The organism is Enterobacter sp. J49, assembly GCF_002148625.1.
Lineage (GTDB): Bacteria > Pseudomonadota > Gammaproteobacteria > Enterobacterales > Enterobacteriaceae > Enterobacter > Enterobacter ludwigii.
On record NZ_MWPY01000030.1, the window covers coordinates 464,263 to 481,024 of the forward strand.

The window sequence follows — 16,762 nt, forward strand, 5'->3', positions numbered from 1 at the left end:
AGTAATAGTGAATAGATGATAATTATTGTTCAGGGTTTCTCATGCGCCAGCTTAACCGACTCAACCAGTACCACCGTTTGTGGCAGCCTTCCGCTGGCGCGACGCAGCAGGCCACCATCAGCGAGCTGGCCGCCCGCTGTTTTTGCAGCGAACGGCATGTCCGTACGTTACTGCGTCAGGCACAGGAGGCGGGCTGGCTTAGCTGGCGAGCGCAGTCTGGCCGCGGTAAGCGTGGGGAGCTGACTTTCCACGTCACCCCGGAGTCACTGCGCAATGTGATGATGGAAGAGGCGCTGAAGCGTGGGCAGCAGCATAACGCGCTTGAGCTGGCCCAGCTGGCACCGGAGGAGCTGCGGTCACTGCTTCATCCGTTTTTAGGCGGCCAGTGGCAAAACGATACGCCGACGCTGCGCATTCCCTATTACCGCTCGCTGGATCCACTGCATCCCGGCTTTTTACCCGGTCGGGCGGAACAGCATCTGGCAGGACAGGTCTTTTCCGGGCTGACGCGTTTTCACGGTAACAGCAGCGAACCGACGGGCGATCTTGCCCATCACTGGGACGTGTCGGAGGACGGGCTGCGCTGGCATTTTTATATTCGCTCCACGCTTCACTGGCATAACGGTGATAAAGTCGAAACGGTCCAGTTACAGGAGAGTCTGAATGCGATGTTGACGCTCCCGGCCATGCACAGGCTTTTTCAGAGCGTGCTGCGCATTGAAGTTACCCATCCGCAGTGTCTGACGTTTATTTTACACAAGCCCGACTACTGGCTGGCGCATCGGCTGGCAACCTATTGCAGCCGTGTGGCGCACCCGGCACAACCGATGACAGGCAGCGGACCTTTCAGGCTCACCGCGTATAAGCCGGACCTGGTTCGTCTGGAAAGCCATGAGCAGTATCACCTTAGCCACCCGCTACTGAAGGCCATCGAGTTCTGGATCACCCCTCAGCTATTTGATCAGGGGCTTGGAACCAGCTGCCGGCATCCGGTACAAATCGCCATCGGAGAGCCTGACGAACTGACCCGTTTGCGGCTGGTGAGTAACAGCATCAGCCTGGGGTTTTGCTACCTCACGCTGAAGCGCAGCCCGCGTCTTAGCGAAATGCAGGCAAGACGCCTTATCAACATCATTCACCTCTCAACGCTTCTGCATACTCTTCCTCTGGATGAGGGGCTTATCACCCCAACACAGGAGTTGCTGCCGGGCTGGCGTATTCCTGAGTGGCCGGATCTCACGGATGTCCCTTTGCCTGAGACGCTGACCCTGATTTACCATCTGCCCGTCGAGTTACATACCATGGCGAGTCAGCTAAAAGGGTATCTTTCCCGCCAGGGCTGCGCGTTAACGGTCATCTTTCACGATGCCAAAACGTGGGACGGATGTCAGCATCTTGCCGACGCGGACCTCATGATGGGAGACAGGCTGATTGGCGAAGCACCGGAATACACCCTTGAGCAGTGGCTTCGCTGCGATGCGCTATGGCCGCACCTGCTGAGCGCGCCGCAATATGCCCATCTGCAGGCGACACTGGATGCCGTTCAGACTCAGGCTGACGCGCATGCCCGGCATCGCGGGCTGAAAGCTATTTTCACCCAACTCATGGAGAGCGCGGTGCTGACGCCGTTGTTTAACTACCAGTACCAAATCAGCGCGCCCCCGGGAGTCAATGGCATACGGCTTAATACCCGCGGCTGGTTCGATTTCACCGAAGCCTGGCTCCCGGCCCCCAAATCGTGAAGAAGCTGGTCGTCGCTGTAGTCAGACGGTAACATGATGTTTTTACCGTAACTGTCGAGATGATTTATGAAACGTGCCGTCGTCGTGTTCAGCGGAGGACAAGATTCCACTACCTGCCTGGTTCAGGCGCTTCATCAGTACGATGAGGTTCACTGTGTCACTTTCGATTATGGTCAGCGACATCGCGCTGAAATCGACGTCGCCCGTGAACTGGCGCTGAAACTGGGCGCGCGCGCGCATAAGGTGCTGGACGTTACGCTGTTAAATGAACTGGCCGTCAGTAGCCTCACCCGCGACAGTATTCCCGTTCCTGACTATGAACCTGATGCCAGCGGCATTCCGAACACCTTTGTGCCAGGCCGCAACATTCTCTTCCTGACGCTGACGGCGATCTACGCCTACCAGGTGAAAGCCGAAGCGGTGATCACGGGCGTGTGTGAAACCGACTTCTCCGGGTACCCTGACTGCCGTGACGAGTTCGTGAAGGCTCTCAACCACGCCGTGAATCTGGGGATGGCAAAAGAGACGCGCTTTGAAACGCCACTGATGTGGCTTGATAAAGCGGAAACCTGGGCACTGGCAGACTACTGGGGCAAACTGGACATGGTTCGCAGCGAAACCCTTACCTGCTACAACGGCATTAAAGGTGATGGTTGTGGTCAGTGTGCGGCCTGTAATCTGCGCGCAAACGGACTGAATCACTATCTGGCCGATAAAGCGGGCGTGATGTCGGCGATGAAGAAAAAAACCGGGCTCAAATAAGCCTCTTTGACCGTGCTGGCGAACAGAATATCGACAGCACGGGTCATGAACACAACGCGCTTAGACGATCATCAACTGCAGTTTTTCCCGCAACTCCCCTTCCAGCGGCAACGCTTTCTGGGTTTTCAGATCGATACAGACAAAGGTGATCAGCGCGTCGGCAACGGCCTGGCCTTCAGGATCCAGCGTCACCGCCTGGGTTAACACGCCGCTCTTGCCGTTTAACTGTTGAAGCTGGCTGGTGATGGTCAGCACATCTCCCAGCACGGCCGGACGACGGTAGTTGATATTGATGTTGACGACCACGAACGCGATGTTGTGCGCGGTCATCCACTGAAAGCTTTCGCTGCTTTCCAGACCGTCCCAGCGCGCTTCTTCAAGAAACTCAAGATAACGGGCGTTGTTGACGTGCTGGTAAACATCGATGTGGTACCCGCGTACTTTGATTTTTGTCTGCATAGCGCAATAGCCTTTACTGTTGTTATAGGATAAGAGGTCATGACTGGTATGACCTCTTTATCCTGGCAAAATTTTGCCGCCGTGCAAGTAATTATGTGATTACAACGTCAGGTGTGAGAGATTGCGCTCAACCAGCGCTCCGCCCATACCGGGTACTTGCTTAAGATCGTCAACCGTTTTGAAAGGACCGTACTCTTCGCGATAGCTGACTATCGCCTGCGCTTTTTTTAGCCCTACGCCATTCATCACCCGGGCGAGATCCTCTGCCGATGCCGAATTGATACTGACTCGCGTACCGTCATCATCCGCGCTTTTTCCGGCATCCGTGGCTTTCGTCTGCCCAGCTGCGGGGGCCGCTGCGTCAGACCTGCTTTGCACCGCCGGTGTTTTTGCCGCGGGTGTCGTCGCCAGCGCACCTGCGCTCATCCCGGTGGTGGCAATCGCCAGAGTAATGAACAGAGCCTTGATTCCACATTTCATGCTGTTATCTCCTTGTTTGTTGACAGCCAGGCCACAATATCCAGCGTTATAACCCGGCACAAATGGCAGATTGCAGAAATGGAAAAGGCCGCGAAAGCGGCCTTTAGTTATTGCAGATCGTTACGAAAATATGCGAGCAAATACGTAATTATTGCTGCTGAGTCATCACGTCACCGAGCTTGATTTTGGCTTCTGTGCGCAGGTTGCTCATCATCGCTTCGAAAGCAATCTGGGCATTGTTCTGGGTAATACCCTGCACCATCGCTTTCTTCTGCTCTTCAGGCATCGTGCCTGCTTTCACATCGTCCAGCGCGAGCAGAACGACGTTACCCTGCATATCGGTAGTGGTACCGAAGCTTGGTTTGTCCTTCGCAGGCAGGCTCAGACCGAACGCTGCCTGACTGACAGGATCCTGACCGGTACGGCTCAGCGTTTTTGGCTCACCGAAGCTCAGACCTGCCGCTTTCAGCGCATCCTGTTTACCCGCTTTCAGGTCAACCAGAATCTTCTCAGCATCCAGTTTTGCCTGCTGTTCCGCTTTGTTGTGCTTAACCTGAGCAACCACCTGATCTTTCACTTCTGCCAGCGGTTTAATCGCTTCTGGTTTGTGCTCGCTGACGCGAAGAACAAACGCACGATCGCCGTCGACGGTAATGATGTCAGAGTTGCTGCCCGGCGTGCCGTTCTCGCCAACCAGACCACCGTTGAAGATGGCATCAGCAACCGGTTTGAAATTCAGCTCTTCCGGGAGGTTGTTACGACCGAACCAGCCGGTCTCAACCGCTTTCACCCCTGCAGCCTGCTCAGCACCCGCCAGAGATTCGTTGTCGTTGCTGGCAGCATCACTGACTTTCTGTTGCAGCGCGTAGTAAGCATCCAGCGCTTTTTCCTGCTTCACTTTCGCTGCGATATCATCGCGAACGTCAGCCAGCGGCTTGGTTTTCGCGGCCTCGATGTCATCCAGGCGCGCCACCAGGAATCCAACGGAAGATTTAATGACACCCGAAAGCTGGCCTTTGTCTTTCAGACCGGCATTTTTCAGTTCGTCAGGCGTGGTGCTCTCTTCCAGCCAGCCCATATCACCACCGTTTTTAGCAGAGATAATATCGGTGGATTTCGCTTTCGCGAGGGAGGCGAAATCAGCGCCCTTATTCAGCTCATCCAGCACGGCTTTGGCGTCTGCCTCAGTTTTGGTTTGGATCACGCTGTAGCGGTTACGCTGCGGCTGAGTGAACTGATCCTGATGCTGATCGTAATAAGACTGAATTTCCGCGTCAGAGGCTGTTTCCTGCAGTGCGGCAGCATCCAGCTTGATGTAACTCACACGGAACTGTTCTGGAGCAACGAAGTTACTCTTGTTCTGCTCGTAATAGGCGTTAATGTCCGCGTCGCTAACCTGCTGCTTCGCCGCCAGAGCATTCACATCGATGGTCGCTTCACGTACCACGCGCTGCTGTGCAACCAGGGCTGCCAGCTCTTCCGTCTCACCTTTGAGCATGAAATCAGTGCCAACGACGGCATTGATGAGCTGTTGGGTTGTCAGTTGATTACGCAGAGCCTGAGCGTATTGATCGGCAGTCATGCCCATCTGATTAATGATGCCGTTGTAACGCGCATTGTCGAATTTGCCGTTAGACTGGAATGCCTGAGTCGATAAGATGGCTTTTTTAACCTGCTCATCGCTGATGCCCAGGCCCAGTTTTTTCGCGTATTGATCCAGCAGCGCTTCGTCGATCAGACGGTTCAGGGTCTGTTGGCGCAGGGATTTCATATACCCTTCGTTTGCCGCGAGTTCAGAGAATTGGTCGCCCAGCTGTTGCTGCATACGGTTACGTTCACCGGCAAAAGCATTCTCGAACTGACCACGGCTGATCTCCTGGCCATTCACTTTTGCGGCATAGTTCGCGCCACCGCCGATAAGGTAACTGCTCACGCCGGTCAATATGAACGACACGATAATGATACCGAAAATAATCTTGAGCACGAGACTGTTAGCAGCCGTGCGTAAGCTGTCCATCATGGTGTAACAACACTCCGCTGTAGGTGACTGGTTACCTGACGCTAACGGAAAATCCTGCCCGTCGCGCGTAAAGGCGTATTGTGACAAGAAAACGGTGCGATTGTCAGCCCACAACTCGCATAAACTCGCACAAATCAGGCCTGGACAAACAAAAAAGGCACATCAAATGATGCGCCCTTGTACTATTCGGCTTCCCTGAGATGGGAAAGCAATCAGTTTACTGCGTCTTTCAGCGCTTTACCTGCACGGAAACCCGGCACTTTAGCGGCAGCAATGGTGATCTCTTTACCGGTCTGAGGGTTGCGGCCAGTACGGGCAGCACGCTCTTTAACAGCAAAAGTACCGAAGCCTACCAGTGCAACGTCGTCCCCAGCCTGCAGAGATTCAGTAACAGAAGCAATTAATGCATCTAACGCACGTCCAGCTGCAGCTTTAGAAATATCAGCACCAGCAGCAATTTTGTCAATCAGTTGAGATTTATTCACTGTTCTCTTCCTCTCTTTATAATTTATATCGCGCCTGAATCCTTCACAACGCGACCGCGCAGCAGTTATATCAGGCCTGCCATGACCTTACAACACCCGTTGTTGATGGCTGGCCTAATCAGCAATCTAAATTAGCTATACAAAAAAAGGCTGGCAAGTGCGAAATGACTTACCAGCCTTACTTTTATTGACGCTCTTTGCGCGAGGTCACTATTTTGCGGTTACAACCTGCATTCCGGAAGGTTCATTCTGCAGGGCGAGAGTCAGAACTTCCTCAATTCGCTTCACAGGATGAATCTGCAGATCGGCAATCACGTTGTCCGGAATCTCTTCCAGATCGCGTTTATTTTCGTAAGGGATCAATACGGTTTTGATCCCACCACGGTGTGCCGCCAGCAGTTTTTCTTTTAACCCACCGATTGGCAGCACCTGGCCACGCAACGTGATCTCACCGGTCATTGCCACATCGGCACGCACCGGGTTGCCGGTAAGGCAGGAAACCAGTGCGGTACACATGGCGATACCTGCGCTTGGGCCATCTTTCGGCGTTGCCCCTTCAGGCACGTGCACGTGGATATCGCGTTTCTCGTAGAAATCAGGGTTGATGCCCAATTTCTCCGCACGCGCGCGTACCACGGTCAGCGCGGCCTGAATCGACTCCTGCATCACTTCACCCAGAGAGCCGGTGTAGGTCAGCTTGCCTTTACCCGGGACACAGGCGGTTTCAATGGTCAGCAGATCGCCACCCACTTCCGTCCATGCCAGACCGGTGACCTGGCCCACGCGGTTTTCATTGTCCGCGCGACCATAGTCAAAGCGCTGAACGCCCAGATAGGCATGCAGGTTGTCGCCATTGATCACGATGTGTTTCAGGCTCTTATCCAGCAGCAGCTGTTTAACCGCCTTACGGCACAGTTTAGAGATTTCGCGCTCAAGGCTACGCACGCCCGCTTCACGGGTGTAGTAGCGGATGATGCCAATAATCGCGCTGTCCTCAACGGTCAGCTCGTTGGCTTTCAGCGCGTTACGCTCAATCTGCTTCGGCAGCAGGTGCCGTTTCGCAATGTTCAGTTTTTCGTCTTCGGTATAACCGGAGAGACGAATCACTTCCATACGGTCCAGCAGCGGCGCCGGAATGTTCATGGAGTTCGAGGTCGCGACAAACATGACATCGCTCAGGTCGTAATCCACTTCGAGGTAGTGATCGCTGAACGCCACGTTCTGTTCTGGATCAAGAACTTCCAGCAAAGCAGACGCCGGATCGCCACGCATGTCCGAAGACATTTTGTCGATCTCATCGAGCAGGAACAGCGGGTTTTTAACGCCCACTTTCGCCATCTTCTGGATCAGTTTACCCGGCATAGAACCGATGTAGGTACGACGGTGACCGCGGATCTCCGCTTCATCGCGTACGCCACCCAGCGCCATACGGATATACTTACGTCCGGTCGCTTTGGCGATGGACTGACCCAGAGAGGTTTTCCCTACCCCCGGTGGTCCCACCAGGCACAGAATCGGGCCTTTGATTTTGTTCACACGGCTCTGGACGGCGAGGTACTCAAGAATGCGGTCTTTCACGCGCTCAAGGCCGTAGTGGTCGGTATCCAGGATCTCCTGCGCCTGACGCAGGTCTTTTTTGACCTTGCTGCGGGCATTCCAGGGAACCTGAACCATCCATTCGATATAGCCGCGCACGACGGTCGCTTCAGCCGACATTGGAGACATCATTTTCAGCTTCTGCAGTTCTGCTTCGGCTTTCTCTTTGGCCTCTTTCGGCATTTTCGCCGCGTCGATCTTACGCTTCAGCGCTTCGTTTTCGTCCGGCGCGTCATCCATCTCGCCGAGCTCTTTCTGAATGGCTTTCATTTGCTCATTCAGATAGTACTCACGCTGAGATTTCTCCATCTGCTTTTTAACGCGGTTACGAATACGCTTCTCAACCTGCAGCAGATCGATTTCTGACTCCATCATCGCCATCAGATATTCCAGACGTTCGTTAACGTCGGACATCTCCAGCACGGACTGTTTGTCAGCCAGCTTCAGCGGCATGTGTGCAGCGATGGTGTCCGCCAGACGCGCAGGATCGTCGATGCTGTTCAGCGACGTCAGCACTTCTGGTGGGATTTTCTTGTTCAGCTTGATATAGCCTTCGAACTGGCTAATCGCGGTGCGCACCAGCACTTCCTGCTCGCGCTCATCCAGCTGAGGTGATTCAAGATACTCTGCCTTGGCAGAGAAATGCTCGCCATCGTCAGACAGGGTGGTAATACGCGCACGCTGCAAGCCTTCTACCAGCACCTTAACGGTGCCGTCAGGCAGCTTCAGCATCTGCAAAATAGAGGCCACGGTCCCGACGGTGAAAAGATCGTTTACACCCGGCTCATCCGTTGATGCTTCTTTCTGCGCCACCAGCATGATTTTTTTATCATGATCCATGGCGGCTTCGAGGCAACGGATAGATTTTTCCCGCCCTACAAATAAGGGTATGACCATGTGCGGATAAACCACCACATCGCGCAACGGCAATACGGGGATTTCAATGCGTTCAGAACGCTCAGGATTCATAGAGCTCTCTCTTAGTTTAGTGTCCGCCAGGTAAACTGGTCATGTCACTGTGCTTCACATAACCATTAACATGTATCCAGTATATGGGGATGTTTCCCACACATTCAACGCCGCGTATACGGAAAAATAAAAGGGGAGATAAAATCCCCCCTTTTTGATTAACTGCTTGTATGATTTGGTGAATTATTCGCCAGATGCCTGTTGCGCTTCCGGCTTGCCATAAATCAGCAATGGCTTGGTCTGGCCGCTAATGACCGACTCATCAATCACCACTTTCTCAACATCTTCCATCGACGGCAGATCGTACATGGTGTCAAGCAGCGCCGCTTCCACGATAGAACGCAGGCCACGCGCACCGGTTTTACGGATCATCGCTTTCTTGGCAATCGCGTCCAGCGCTTCGTCACGGAATTCCAGCTCAACGCCTTCCAGATTGAACAGCGCCTGATACTGCTTGGTCAGCGCATTTTTCGGCTCTTTCAGGATCTGGATCAGCGCGTCTTCACTCAGTTCGTTCAGCGTTGCCACAACAGGCAGACGACCAATGAACTCAGGAATCAGACCAAACTTGATCAAGTCTTCTGGCTCAACCTGTGACAGCAGCTCGCCTTCGTTCGGCTTTTCGGACGAGGCTTTCACCGTCGCGCCAAAACCAATGCCGGAGCCGGTTTCAACACGGTGAGAGATCACTTTATCCAGACCGGCAAACGCACCACCACAGATGAACAGGATCTTGGACGTATCAACCTGCAGGAACTCCTGCTGAGGATGTTTACGGCCACCCTGCGGTGGAACGGCTGCAACCGTACCTTCAATCAGCTTCAGCAGCGCCTGCTGCACGCCCTCACCCGAAACGTCACGGGTAATGGACGGGTTGTCAGATTTACGGGAGATCTTGTCGATCTCATCGATATAAACAATCCCGCGCTGCGCTTTCTGTACATCGTAATCGCATTTCTGCAGCAGTTTCTGGATGATGTTTTCTACGTCCTCACCCACATAACCGGCTTCGGTCAGGGTGGTGGCATCGGCCATTGTGAACGGAACATCCAGCAGACGCGCCAGCGTTTCAGCCAGCAGCGTTTTACCGGAACCGGTTGGACCGATCAGCAGAATATTACTTTTACCCAGTTCTACGCCATTGCTGGTATCACCGTTACGCAGGCGTTTGTAGTGGTTGTATACCGCCACGGCGAGCACTTTTTTCGCCTGCTCCTGACCGATGACATAGTCGTCAAGATGATGACGAATTTCATGCGGCGTTGGCAGCGCGCTGCGCTCGCGGTGAGGTGCTACTTCTTTAATCTCTTCGCGAATAATGTCGTTACATAAGTCAACACATTCGTCGCAGATATACACGGACGGCCCGGCAATCAGTTTACGCACTTCATGCTGGCTTTTGCCGCAAAAAGAGCAGTACAGCAGTTTGCCCGAACCATCTTTGCGTTTATCTGTCATGAGTCCAAACCTCTTTTTAAGTTCTTTGTGCCGCACATGACGACGCAAATGCCATTTTCAGACGCAAGCTGCTTTTAGCAACATGCCGCCCTACCTGAGTATAGCGGCACACTCGCGTCACGGGCATCAATTACGATGGGTCAAAACGGAGTCGACTAAGCCGTACTCAACAGCCTCAGAGGCAGAGAGGAAACGATCGCGCTCGGTATCGCGCTCGATCTGCTCAAGAGATTGACCCGTATGCTGCGCCATAAGTTCATTCATGCGCGCTTTTACTTTCAGAATTTCGCGGGCGTGGATTTCAATATCCGTCGCCTGCCCCTGATAACCCCCCAGCGGCTGGTGAATCATCACGCGGGAATTTGGCAGGCAGAAACGCTTACCTTTAGCCCCTGCGGTTAACAGGAACGCACCCATAGATGCAGCCTGACCCATACAGATAGTGCTGACATCTGGCTTGATGAATTGCATGGTGTCATAAATGGACATACCTGCCGTGATCACGCCGCCCGGGGAGTTAATGTACAGGTAAATGTCTTTTTCCGGGTTTTCCGCTTCCAGAAACAGCATCTGCGCCACGATCAGGTTAGCCATGTGGTCTTCCACCTGGCCGGTCAAAAAGATAACGCGCTCCTTGAGCAGACGGGAATAGATATCAAAAGAACGCTCACCACGTGAGGTCTGTTCAATAACCATTGGCACCAGAGCCATATGGGGTGCAAAGTTATCTCGTTCGCCACTGTATGACATTTCCGTCTCCTGGATCAAAATTGAAAACACCTGCTGTACTGATTGTAACCTTACGGACGGATTATCAGCCAGTCTCAATCATCGTGATTACACACTTATGGGGTTCATACTGCCCTATTTCAAGCATAACAACCTTTTGTTGTTACGCTAACACTGAAAGGGCGTTTTAGCACTCTTCCTGGGGTAAAGCCGTGATAAAAAAAACCCGTCGCCGGAAGGCAACGGGTTTTTTGTTCAAACTTTAAACCCTGGGGGCGAAATTACGCCTGCTGGTTCATCAGTTCGTTGAAAGAGGTCGCTTTTTCGGTCACTTTCGCTTTCGCCAGTACCGCTTCAACAGCCTGCTCTTCCAGTGCAACATTGCGCATGTTGTCCATCAGCTCTTTGTTCTTACCGTAGAACTCGATCACTTCTGATGGATCTTCGTATGCAGAAGCCATCTCTTCGATCAGGCCTTTCACACGCTCTTCGTCAGCTTTCAGCTCGTGGGTACGAATCACTTCGCCCAGCAGCAGGCCAACAACAACGCGGCGTTTAGCTTGCTCTTCGAACAGCTCGCGTGGCAGTTCCATCGCTTGCTGCTGGTTGCCACCGAAACGCTGTGCAGCCTGACGGCGCAGAACGTCGATTTCGCTGTCAATCAGGGCAGCCGGAACGTCGATTTCGTTCGCTTTTACCAGACCGTCAATCGCCTGAGATTTCACACGGTTACGTACAGCGCCGTTCAGCTCACGTTCCATGTTTTTACGCACTTCGGTACGCAGACCGGCTACAGAACCATCTTCCACGCCGAAACGCTTGATGAATTCTTCAGTCAGTTCAGGCAGTTCGCGCTCTTCAACTTTCTTCAGGTTGATAACGAACTTCGCTGCTTTACCTTTCAGGTTTTCAGCGTGGTACTCTTCCGGGAAGGTCACGTCGATGGTGAACTCTTCGCCCGCTTTGTGACCTTTGATACCGTCTTCGAAGCCTGGGATCATACGACCCTGGCCCATTGCCAGTACGAAGTCAGACGCTTTGCCGCCTTCGAACTCTTCGCCGTCTACAGAACCTGTGAAGTCGATGGTCACACGGTCTTCCGCGTCAACAGCACCTTCTTTCTCTTTCCAGTTCGCCTGCTGCTTACGCAGAGTGTCCAGCATGCCGTCAACGTCTTCGTCAGTCACGGAAACAACAGGTTTTTCAACTTCGATAGATTCCAGACCTTTCAGCTCAACTTCCGGGTACACTTCGAACTCTACGGAGTAGGTGAAGTCTTCGCCCTGTTTGTATTCGCCTGGAACGTAATTCGGCGCACCGGCCGGATTAATTTTTTCTTTGATGATCGCATCAATAAAGTTGCGGCTCATCAGTTCACCCAGCACATCCTGACGCACGGAAGCGCCATAACGCTGAGCAACAACATTCATCGGTACTTTGCCCTTACGGAAGCCGTCAATACGTACTTTTTTTGCTACGTTGACCAGCTCGCTTTTCACAGCAGTTTCGATGCTGTCAGCAGCGATAGTAATCGTTACACGGCGGCCAAGGCCTTGAGTGGTTTCAACTGAAACTTGCATCTTGTTACCTCAAAAAAATCACAGTGCTCGGTCAACTCTGAATCTGTCTGTTATACCGGGATGCTCTCTTAGTGCAGATTCACATTCCCTGTCGCCAGAATCATCCCGAAGACATTCATTAAGACGCGGCATTATAGCGGCATCACTTAGGTGAGTCGAGAACGGTTGGGGCATGTTGCTGCGGCTTTTTTCACACTTTAAGGCTATTTTTAGCCTTAAAAACGCACCATCCGCTCAAAACTCAGACAAAACAAAACGGCCCGGAGGCCGTTTTGAGGAAATCTGTATGCAACATACTGGAAAAGCTCCAGCCGTTGCAAATCCGATTTATCAGGCGATGGTGCCTGCGCCGCGACACGGCGGCGATGCAAATACCGTATCCTGCAAGCCTTCCCATTCCTTAATGGTATAGGTGTGCAATGCCAGCGCATGTACGGTTGTGGAGAGTTCTTCCGTCAAGGTGCTGTAGATCAAGCGATGTCGGTTCAGGAAACGTTCTCCCGTGAAGCGATCGCTGACCAGAACCACTTTAAAGTGGCTTTCAGAACCTGCCGGCACGTTATGACGATAGCTTTCGTCGACGACTTCGAGGAACACAGGGTTGAACGCTGCCCTTAATTTATCTTCTATCTGTTCACGTATCATCATGAAATCACTCCTCCGACAACGCCAGGATGTCACCCATCCCTTTAAATATTAGCCGCTTTTACCGTTTCCATTACAACAAGACAACAAATATTTAGCTTTCGTCTTATTTTCTCATTCAGACGAATGAAGTTCACTGTGAGACTCATACCTTTTGACCTTCGCGCGTGGAGAAAAAGGCTGGGGTGGTCAGTTTTCGGACAAGGCGATGAATTTACATGCGTTGACCACTTCCCCTGGCCGTTAGCGATGTTATGATGGCGGCAATTTTTCTCTGTAATGCTTACGATTCGTTGAGAACCTGAAAATGTTAAAAAAACTCTTCTTTCCGTTGGTAGCACTTTTTATGCTGGCAGGCTGCGCTACCCCGCCTACAACCATTGATGTCTCCCCTAAGATTACCCTGCCTCAGCAGGATCCTAGCCTGATGGGCGTAACCGTGAGCATTAACGGTGCCGATCAGCGTCAGGATCAAGCCCTGGCTAAAGTGACCCGCGACAACCAGCAGGTGACGTTGACCGCCTCACGCGACCTGCGCTTCCTGCTGCAGGAAGTGCTCGAGAAACAGATGACTTCCCGCGGCTATATGATTGGCCCAAGCGGTGCGGTTGATCTGCAGATCATCGTGAACAACCTGTACGCTGACGTGTCCCAGGGTAACGTTCGCTACAACATCTCCACCAAAGCGGATATCGCCATCATCGCGACCGCGAAGAACGGTAACAAGATGACCAAAAACTACCGTGCGAGCTACTCTGTTGAAGGCGCGTTCCAGGCGTCCAACAAAAATATTGCTAACGCGGTTAACAGCGTGCTGACTGACACCATTTCCGATATGGCGCAGGACACCAGCATCCACGACTTCATCAAGCAAAACGCGCGTTAATCCCGCTTCCTGACCCGGTATTTCACCGGGTCAGCTTTATATGAACATGTCGAGTCATTACTTACGCATTTTCCAGCAACCTAAATCAGCCATCCTGCTGATCCTTGGTTTCGCCTCCGGTTTACCTCTCGCCCTCACCTCCGGCACGCTGCAGGCCTGGATGACCGTCGAGAATATCGATCTCAAAACCATTGGTTTCTTCTCCCTCGTCGGCCAGGCTTACGTCTTTAAGTTCCTGTGGTCGCCGGTGATGGACCGTTATACCCCGCCGTTCCTGGGCCGTCGTCGCGGCTGGTTAGTGATGACCCAGGTCCTGTTGCTGATCGCAATCGCGGCGATGGGCTTTCTTGAACCCACGACGCAGCTTCGCTGGATGGCCGCCCTTGCGGTGGTAATCGCCTTCTGTTCTGCCTCGCAGGATATCGTTTTTGATGCCTGGAAGACGGACGTGTTGCCTGCAGAAGAGCGGGGAGCCGGCGCAGCCATTAGCGTGCTGGGCTATCGACTGGGGATGCTGGTATCCGGTGGTCTGGCGCTGTGGGTGGCCGACCGTTATCTCGGCTGGCAGAGCATGTACTGGCTGATGGCCGCCCTGTTGATCCCCTGTATTATTGCCACCCTGCTCGCCCCCGAACCGAGCGATGTGATCCCGGTTCCACGTTCTCTGGAGCAGGCCGTTGCCGAACCTCTTCGCGACTTCTTTGGCCGCAACAACGCCTGGCTTATCCTGCTGTTAATCGTCCTTTATAAGCTCGGCGATGCCTTCGCGATGAGCCTGACCACCACCTTCCTTATTCGCGGGGTCGGGTTTGATGCCGGCGAAGTCGGCGTGGTGAACAAAACGCTCGGGTTGTTTGCGACTATTGTCGGAGCCCTTTACGGCGGCGTATTAATGCAGCGTCTGACGCTCTTTCGCGCACTGCTGATCTTCGGCATCCTGCAGGGGGCATCGAACGCCGGTTACTGGCTGCTGTCAGTGACGGATAAGCATATGATCAGCATGGGCGCCGCGGTGTTTTTTGAAAACCTGTGCGGCGGTATGGGGACAGCAGCGTTTGTTGCCCTGCTGATGACCCTGTGCAACAAATCGTTTTCCGCGACGCAGTTCGCTCTGCTCTCGGCGCTTTCCGCCGTTGGTCGCGTGTATGTCGGGCCGATTGCCGGCTGGTTTGTTGAAGCCCATGGCTGGCCAACGTTCTACCTCTTCTCCGTGGTAGCGGCAGTGCCTGGGCTCTTATTGTTACTGGTCTGTCGCCAGACGCTGGAATATACCCAGCGAACAGAACACTTTATGCCACGCACGGAATATCATCGCGCTTACCGTTTTGCGTTACGACTGTTAATGGCGGGTTGCTTTGCCCTGGTGCTGTGGCTCGTGGTGCTCATTATTAATGCCACCACCTCTCTGGTACTGCCTCTCGAAGCGCTTCTGCTGGATGCCGGCGCGCTGCTGGCGGTTGCCGGGGTCCTGACTGGTGGGCTGCTCGATTTCATGGCGCTGCGTAAAACGCAGTTAACCTGAAGTAAAATCCGAAAGGTTATTTCCCGTTGTAATCACGAACCGAAATTATAACGGTGAAATAGCCGCCAGCCGCTAAAAAAAATATTTGTTGTTTTGTGCGGGATAGGATTTGGAAATTATTGGAGTCAATTGCAGAACGCTATTTTTCATTAAACGATTCAGCATCAGAGAGTTTGATTTTTCGTTTTTTAGTTGTCTTTTTATTGATAATTAATTGTTAATTTTTTGTTTATTTTTCACAATGGTTATACCAATTGCCCCTTTTAGGGTATGCTTGGGGGTCCTTTCGTTATAAAGCCCATGCCATGCGGCTTACGTCTTAAAAAGCGACATAATTTGCAACACTTGTGACATGTGCGGCAGAACCCAGTAACACCTTCCTGACACAGGTCTAATGATGTTTACAGTAATGTAACCTTCCCGTAAAATGCCCCCACACTTTAAACGCCACCAGACTCCCGTGGAATTGAGGTCGTTAAATGAGACTCAGGAAATACAATAAAAGTTTGGGATGGTTGTCATTATTCGCAGGCACTGTATTACTCAGTGGCTGCGATTCTGCACTACTTGACCCCAAAGGACAGATTGGACTGGAACAACGTTCACTGATATTGACGGCTTTTGGCCTGATGTTGATTGTGGTTATTCCAGCCATTTTGATGGCTGTTGGTTTCGCCTGGAAGTATCGTGCGAGCAATAAAGATGCGAAGTATAGCCCTAACTGGTCACACTCCAATAAAGTGGAAGCTGTGGTCTGGACGGTACCTATTCTGATCATCCTGTTCCTTGCCGTACTGACATGGAAAACCACTCACGCACTTGAGCCAAGCAAGCCGCTGGTTCACGATGAAAAACCGATTACCATTGAAGTGGTCTCCATGGACTGGAAATGGTTCTTCATCTATCCGGAACAGGGCATTGCCACCGTGAATGAAATCGCCTTCCCGGCGAACACTCCGGTTCAGTTCAAAGTGACCTCCAACTCCGTAATGAACTCCTTCTTCATCCCACGTCTGGGTAGCCAGATTTACGCGATGGCCGGTATGCAGACTAACCTGCACCTGATCGCGAATGAAGCAGGCACCTACGATGGTATCTCCGCCAGCTATAGCGGCCCGGGCTTCTCAGGTATGAAGTTCAAAGCTATCGCGACGCCAGACCGTGCCGCTTTCGACCAGTGGGTTGAAAAAGCGAAGCAGTCTCCAAACACCATGTCTGACATGGCGGCGTTCGAAAAAGTGGCAGCACCTAGCGAATATAACAAGGTGGAGTACTTCTCTAACGTGAAACCAGATTTGTTCAAAGACGTTATTGGCAAATTTATGGATCACGGCAAGAGCATGGACATGACCCAGCCTGAAGGTGAGCATAGCGCACACGAAGGTATGGAAGGCATGGACATGAGCCACGCGGAAACCGCTCACTAAGG

The 16,762-nt window shown here is 52.6% G+C and carries 14 protein-coding genes; 5 read left to right on the top strand and 9 right to left on the bottom strand.

What is annotated here, in order from left to right:
• Window positions 1-41: 41 nt before the first annotated feature.
• Window positions 42-1,742 (top strand): SgrR family transcriptional regulator, encoded by a 1,701-nt coding sequence (locus tag BJP35_RS11055; protein ID WP_086463101.1) that lies wholly within the window; start codon window positions 42-44, stop codon window positions 1,740-1,742.
• Between the two features lie 66 nt (window positions 1,743-1,808).
• Complete coding sequence (gene queC / locus BJP35_RS11060; protein WP_014168876.1) at window positions 1,809-2,504, top strand: 7-cyano-7-deazaguanine synthase QueC; 696 nt, start codon at window positions 1,809-1,811, stop codon at window positions 2,502-2,504.
• A 60-nt stretch (window positions 2,505-2,564) separates the two neighbouring features.
• Here queC and BJP35_RS11065 read toward each other — a convergent pair whose 3' ends face one another.
• From BJP35_RS11065 to bolA, 9 genes are all read right to left on the bottom strand, one after another.
• On the bottom strand, window positions 2,565-2,963 hold the full coding sequence (locus tag BJP35_RS11065; protein WP_014168875.1) for a YbgC/FadM family acyl-CoA thioesterase: 399 nt from the start codon (window positions 2,961-2,963) through the stop codon (window positions 2,565-2,567).
• Between the two features lie 99 nt (window positions 2,964-3,062).
• Window positions 3,063-3,443, bottom strand: coding sequence for a helix-hairpin-helix domain-containing protein (locus tag BJP35_RS11070; RefSeq protein WP_032677520.1), 381 nt, complete (start codon window positions 3,441-3,443; stop codon window positions 3,063-3,065).
• Window positions 3,444-3,591: 148 nt separating this feature from the next.
• Window positions 3,592-5,463, bottom strand: a complete 1,872-nt coding sequence (ppiD, locus tag BJP35_RS11075; protein ID WP_020885208.1) for a peptidylprolyl isomerase — start codon at window positions 5,461-5,463, stop codon at window positions 3,592-3,594.
• A 212-nt stretch (window positions 5,464-5,675) separates the two neighbouring features.
• A complete protein-coding gene (gene hupB, locus BJP35_RS11080; RefSeq protein ID WP_002444653.1) occupies window positions 5,676-5,948 on the bottom strand; it encodes a nucleoid-associated protein HU-beta in 273 nt (90 codons plus the stop codon).
• Window positions 5,949-6,158: 210 nt separating this feature from the next.
• Entirely contained in the window at window positions 6,159-8,513 is a 2,355-nt protein-coding gene (lon, locus tag BJP35_RS11085; RefSeq protein WP_014168872.1) for an endopeptidase La, read from the bottom strand.
• Window positions 8,514-8,696: 183 nt separating this feature from the next.
• The gene (clpX, locus tag BJP35_RS11090) at window positions 8,697-9,971 is read right to left on the bottom strand and encodes an ATP-dependent protease ATP-binding subunit ClpX (protein WP_020885209.1); all 1,275 of its coding nucleotides are present in this window, start codon (window positions 9,969-9,971) and stop codon (window positions 8,697-8,699) included.
• 126 nt (window positions 9,972-10,097) lie between these two features.
• Window positions 10,098-10,721, bottom strand: a complete 624-nt coding sequence (gene clpP / locus BJP35_RS11095; RefSeq protein ID WP_020885210.1) for an ATP-dependent Clp endopeptidase proteolytic subunit ClpP — start codon at window positions 10,719-10,721, stop codon at window positions 10,098-10,100.
• Window positions 10,722-10,981: 260 nt separating this feature from the next.
• Window positions 10,982-12,280, bottom strand: coding sequence for a trigger factor (gene tig, locus BJP35_RS11100; RefSeq protein ID WP_014168868.1), 1,299 nt, complete (start codon window positions 12,278-12,280; stop codon window positions 10,982-10,984).
• A 330-nt stretch (window positions 12,281-12,610) separates the two neighbouring features.
• Window positions 12,611-12,928 carry a transcriptional regulator BolA gene (gene bolA / locus BJP35_RS11105; protein WP_013095855.1) on the bottom strand — a complete coding sequence of 106 codons (318 nt, stop codon included), beginning with the start codon at window positions 12,926-12,928 and terminating at the stop codon, window positions 12,611-12,613.
• Between the two features lie 304 nt (window positions 12,929-13,232).
• Here bolA and BJP35_RS11110 point away from each other — a divergent pair, with 304 nt between their 5' ends.
• From BJP35_RS11110 to cyoA, 3 genes are all read left to right on the top strand, one after another.
• Entirely contained in the window at window positions 13,233-13,811 is a 579-nt protein-coding gene (locus BJP35_RS11110) for a lipoprotein (protein ID WP_014168866.1), read from the top strand.
• 46 nt (window positions 13,812-13,857) lie between these two features.
• Entirely contained in the window at window positions 13,858-15,333 is a 1,476-nt protein-coding gene (gene ampG, locus BJP35_RS11115; RefSeq protein WP_086463134.1) for a muropeptide MFS transporter AmpG, read from the top strand.
• A 479-nt stretch (window positions 15,334-15,812) separates the two neighbouring features.
• On the top strand, window positions 15,813-16,760 hold the full coding sequence (cyoA, locus tag BJP35_RS11120) for a cytochrome o ubiquinol oxidase subunit II (protein WP_008503322.1): 948 nt from the start codon (window positions 15,813-15,815) through the stop codon (window positions 16,758-16,760).
• Window positions 16,761-16,762 lie beyond the last annotated feature (2 nt).

Bases quoted from the DNA above. Each gene is read 5' to 3' on its own strand.
- BJP35_RS11070 (WP_032677520.1), bottom strand. From the start codon at position 3,443: ATGAAATGTGGAATCAAGGCTCTGTTCATTACTCTGGCGATTGCCACC.
- ampG (WP_086463134.1), top strand. From the start codon at position 13,858: ATGTCGAGTCATTACTTACGCATTTTCCAGCAACCTAAATCAGCCATC.
- cyoA (WP_008503322.1), top strand. From the start codon at position 15,813: ATGAGACTCAGGAAATACAATAAAAGTTTGGGATGGTTGTCATTATTC.
- BJP35_RS11055 (WP_086463101.1), top strand. From the start codon at position 42: ATGCGCCAGCTTAACCGACTCAACCAGTACCACCGTTTGTGGCAGCCT.
- clpX (WP_020885209.1), bottom strand. From the start codon at position 9,971: ATGACAGATAAACGCAAAGATGGTTCGGGCAAACTGCTGTACTGCTCT.
- queC (WP_014168876.1), top strand. From the start codon at position 1,809: ATGAAACGTGCCGTCGTCGTGTTCAGCGGAGGACAAGATTCCACTACC.
- ppiD (WP_020885208.1), bottom strand. From the start codon at position 5,463: ATGATGGACAGCTTACGCACGGCTGCTAACAGTCTCGTGCTCAAGATT.
- BJP35_RS11065 (WP_014168875.1), bottom strand. From the start codon at position 2,963: ATGCAGACAAAAATCAAAGTACGCGGGTACCACATCGATGTTTACCAG.
- tig (WP_014168868.1), bottom strand. From the start codon at position 12,280: ATGCAAGTTTCAGTTGAAACCACTCAAGGCCTTGGCCGCCGTGTAACG.
- clpP (WP_020885210.1), bottom strand. From the start codon at position 10,721: ATGTCATACAGTGGCGAACGAGATAACTTTGCACCCCATATGGCTCTG.
- lon (WP_014168872.1), bottom strand. From the start codon at position 8,513: ATGAATCCTGAGCGTTCTGAACGCATTGAAATCCCCGTATTGCCGTTG.
- bolA (WP_013095855.1), bottom strand. From the start codon at position 12,928: ATGATGATACGTGAACAGATAGAAGATAAATTAAGGGCAGCGTTCAAC.
- BJP35_RS11110 (WP_014168866.1), top strand. From the start codon at position 13,233: ATGTTAAAAAAACTCTTCTTTCCGTTGGTAGCACTTTTTATGCTGGCA.